6 protein-coding genes are annotated in these 3381 nt (G+C 66.6%); 4 read left to right on the forward strand and 2 right to left on the reverse strand.

What is annotated here, in order from left to right; genetic code table 11:
- Nucleotides 1–228: hypothetical protein (locus tag ACFWF3_RS29255; protein WP_379316807.1), on the forward strand; the 228-nt coding region annotated here is incomplete at its 5' end.
- 103 nt (nt 229–331) lie between these two features.
- Here ACFWF3_RS29255 and ACFWF3_RS29260 read toward each other — a convergent pair.
- Both ACFWF3_RS29260 and ACFWF3_RS29265 read right to left on the reverse strand, forming a co-directional pair.
- The gene (locus ACFWF3_RS29260; RefSeq protein WP_378992032.1) at nt 332–1216 is read right to left on the reverse strand and encodes a helix-turn-helix domain-containing protein; all 885 of its coding nucleotides are present in this window, start codon (nt 1214–1216) and stop codon (nt 332–334) included.
- A gap of 18 nt (nt 1217–1234) precedes the next feature.
- Nucleotides 1235–1468: a DUF397 domain-containing protein gene (locus tag ACFWF3_RS29265; protein ID WP_056817490.1), complete on the reverse strand. Its 234-nt coding sequence runs from the start codon at nt 1466–1468 to the stop codon at nt 1235–1237.
- A 352-nt stretch (nt 1469–1820) separates the two neighbouring features.
- On the opposite strand from ACFWF3_RS29265, the gene ACFWF3_RS29270 reads away from it, so the two are divergent.
- The 3 genes from ACFWF3_RS29270 to ACFWF3_RS29280 all read left to right on the forward strand — a co-directional run.
- Entirely contained in the window at nt 1821–2009 is a 189-nt protein-coding gene (locus ACFWF3_RS29270; RefSeq protein ID WP_067445892.1) for a hypothetical protein, read from the forward strand.
- Nucleotides 2010–2096: 87 nt separating this feature from the next.
- Nucleotides 2097–2531 carry a CBS domain-containing protein gene (locus ACFWF3_RS29275; RefSeq protein ID WP_379316809.1) on the forward strand — a complete coding sequence of 145 codons (435 nt, stop codon included), beginning with the start codon at nt 2097–2099 and terminating at the stop codon, nt 2529–2531.
- A gap of 86 nt (nt 2532–2617) precedes the next feature.
- Nucleotides 2618–3381: aminotransferase class V-fold PLP-dependent enzyme (locus tag ACFWF3_RS29280; protein WP_379316811.1), on the forward strand; the 764-nt coding region annotated here is incomplete at its 3' end.

The raw sequence follows: 3381 nt of genomic DNA on the forward strand, positions 1-3381 counted from the left end.
CTCGCCGATCGCGCGGCGGCCGATCACCCAGGCTCCGCTCGATGGTCCAGGGAAAGCGCGGTCGCCTTCGTCATCGATGCCGTGGAATCCACCGGCGCGGCGACCCGCAACGATTTCGATATCGACCGAATCGTGACCACTGCGCACGAACTGGCCGATGACTGGGATCTGCAAACGCTGACTCCCGATACTTTCTGGCGTATCGCCGCCGGCTGTATCCGGTACTGACCACGAATCGGTACCCACGGATCGACTGTCCCGCCCCTCGCGCGCAGTCCGATCAGCTCTCCGTGTGTTCGATTCCGCCCGACCGATCAGCTCCGCTCGGCTGTCAGTCCCGCTCGGAGTAGGACAGCAGTATCTCGCGTGAGCGATCCGGCCGTTCGGCTTGGACGCTGAGCTGATCCATCACCGATAGATACATCGCGAGGTCCTGGCGGCGCTCGAGGTAGAGCGCGCTGGTGAGTTGCTCGAGGTAGACGATATCGGGCAGTTCCGGCTCGCCGAAGCGCAGAATGCTGAACGAACTACCCGCCGCCGCGTGCCCGCCCGCCGAGTACGGCAGCACCTGCACCGTCACGTTCGGCAGTTCCGAGAGCTCGGCCAGGTAGCGAAGCTGGGCCCGGTGCACGTCACGTCCGCCGATCGGACGATGCAGCACGGCCTCGTCGATCACCGCCCAGACCACCGGCGGGTCGACCCGGCGCAGGACATCCTGGCGTAACTGCCGAACCTGGACCCGGCGGTCGGTTTCGGCGTCGTCGAAACCGAGGGTGACGATCGCCCTGGTGTACTCCGGCGTCTGCAGCAGGCCGGGTACCAGCTGTGCTTCGTAGGTGCGGATCTGGCTGGCCGCCTGCTCGAGGCCGAGGTAGGTGCTGAACCACGACGGCAGCAGGTCGCTGTAGCGATGCCACCAGCCGGGTTCGCTTGCCTGCCTGGCCAACTCGAAGAACGAGGTGCGTTCCACCGGGTCGTGCACGCCGTAGAGCGTGAGCAGATCCCGGATGTCGCGTTCCTTGAAACCGGTGCGGCCCAGCTCGAGTCGGCTGATCTTGGCGTGCGAGCCGCGGATCGCGTCGCCCGCGGCCTCGCGGGTGATGCCTTTGCCCTCGCGTAGCTTGCGCAACTGGCCGCCGAGCGCGATACGCAACACGGTGGGGCCACGGTCGACAACAGGTTGTACGCGACCGATCTCGTCGGGTTCAGCCGTCATGGACCCAGATCCTACCGATTACCCGGTGAGGTAGTCGAACTCTCCGGCCTTCGCGCCGCGGATGAATGCGTCGATCTCGGGCCGGGTGTAGAAGATCACCGACCCCTGCGGGTCGCGCGAGTTGCGTACGGCGACCGAGCCGTCGGCGGCTTCGGCGACCTCGACACAGTTGCCGCTGGGGTTGCTGTAGGTGCTTTTGCGCCACGCACCGTCTCCCGGGCGTTCACGCTGATCATGCTGCATTCCGGACATACCGCACTCCTCGTTGTCGAATGATGCCCACCGGTACGAAAATTGCAGATGCACGCACAAACGTTCTTGCATCTGCCTTGCGCGATGGGGACATTAACACGCGAAACGCCACCGCGCACCGGTCGGTACTTACCCGGCGTCATGACCGCGGCCAGGCGCCGACCGTCTCGTCCAGCCCCCTGAATTCGTAAGCGCCGCAACCCCATCGCGAGCCGACACGGCCGCAACGAGCGTGCAGATGTGCTTGCATTCGAAAACGAACCGCCCGTAGACTCAGGCCGCAAGATCACCGGGAGGTACCGCGGCTCCACCAGCCGGGCGGGCCTCCCGTCGCCGAATGGGAGGGGACTCGATGAGCAGTCCGTTTCAGCGACACCTCGGTGCCGCAGGCGCACCGCCCACGGCGTGTAGCGACGAGCCGAACGGGCTCACCTACCGTCAGGCGCGCGAGATGCTGAGCCAACACGACATCCATGGTCCGCAGTGCCGTCAGTGGCTGGCCGCTGCCGCGTACCTGTCCGCGGGACTGGACGACGAATAGTGCGGTCGTAACGTCTTCGTGCTGGTCAGACCGGTTCCGACAGGTCATGCTGGTGGGCGACGATCGATCCGGACAGGTGGTGCGCGTATGCGGATAGCGGAGATCCTGCGCAACAAGGGCAGGGCGGTCACGACCGTGCCGCCGCAGACTACCGTGCGCGACCTGCTCGCGACACTGGCCGACCACAATATCGGCGCGGTGGTCGTTTCCCCCGATGGTGCCGTGATCACGGGCATCGTCTCCGAACGCGATGTGGTGCGTCATCTGCACGCCCACGGCGCCGCGCTGCTGGATCGGCCGGTCACCGACATCATGACCGCCCGGGTTCGCACCTGTGGGCCCGATGAGGATGTGTCCTCGCTGCGCGACGTGATGACCGAGCACCGGATCCGGCACATGCCGGTGGTGAAGTCCGACCGGCTCATCGGCATCGTCAGCATCGGTGACGTGGTGAAGAGCGAGATCACCGAACTGGCCGCCGAACGTGAACACCTCGTCGAATACCTGCAGGGCAACTACTGAGCCCGGCACCGACCGGCGACACCGAAAAGCCTTGCGCCTGAGAATTCTTCGCGAGCTGTACCAGAAACGTGCGTATCGTTGAGCGGGTGCACCCCGTCCGGCCCGAGCTCGCCGCCGCCTCGGCGATCCGGCACGCGCCCACCCCGGTGCCCGCCTCGATTCGCACGCGGTTTCCGGCCCTGGCCGATCCCGCGGTGGTCTATCTCGACAGTGCCGCGACGACGCAGAAGCCCGATACCGTCATCGCGGCCGTCACCGACTACCACCGCGAGCACACCGCCAACGCGGGCCGCGGCACCTACGGCTGGGCCACCGCGCTGTCGGCGCGGATCGCCGCCGTCCGTACCCGGGCGGCCGGTTTCCTCGGCGCGCACCACAGCGACGAGATGGTGTTCACCAGCGGAGCCACCGCCGCACTCGGCGCGATCGCGCACAGTTGGGGCCTGGCCGAGCTCGACGACGGCGACGAGATCCTCTACAACCCGGCCGATCACGCCGCCAATGTGCTGCCGTGGCACCACCTGCGCGACACCCTCGCCAGGTTCGGGCGCCGAATAGTGTTGCGGCCCTATCGCAGCACCGCTACCGGCGAAGCCGACATCGACGACATCCTCGCGCGGGTCGGTCCGCGCACCCGTCTGATCACCACCAGCCATCTCCATCACGTGTACGGCGGGCTCACCACCCTCGAGGAATTGCACGGCCGGATCGACCCCGAGATCCTGCTGTGCTTCGACTGCTCGCAGAGCGGAGGGCACCTGCCGGTCGACGTCACCGCGCTGCGAGCCGATTTCGCGGTCTTCGCGGGACACAAGATGTTCGGTACGCCCGGGATCGGCCTGCTGTACTG

Origin of the sequence: Nocardia sp. NPDC060220 (assembly GCF_042727815.1) — a bacterium.
Lineage (GTDB): Bacteria > Actinomycetota > Actinomycetes > Mycobacteriales > Mycobacteriaceae > Nocardia.

Coding starts and splice junctions, on each gene's coding strand:
- ACFWF3_RS29270 (WP_067445892.1), top strand. CDS start 1,821: ATGAGCAGTCCGTTTCAGCGACACCTCGGTGCCGCAGGCGCACCGCCC.
- ACFWF3_RS29275 (WP_379316809.1), top strand. CDS start 2,097: ATGCGGATAGCGGAGATCCTGCGCAACAAGGGCAGGGCGGTCACGACC.
- ACFWF3_RS29265 (WP_056817490.1), bottom strand. CDS start 1,468: ATGTCCGGAATGCAGCATGATCAGCGTGAACGCCCGGGAGACGGTGCG.
- ACFWF3_RS29260 (WP_378992032.1), bottom strand. CDS start 1,216: ATGACGGCTGAACCCGACGAGATCGGTCGCGTACAACCTGTTGTCGAC.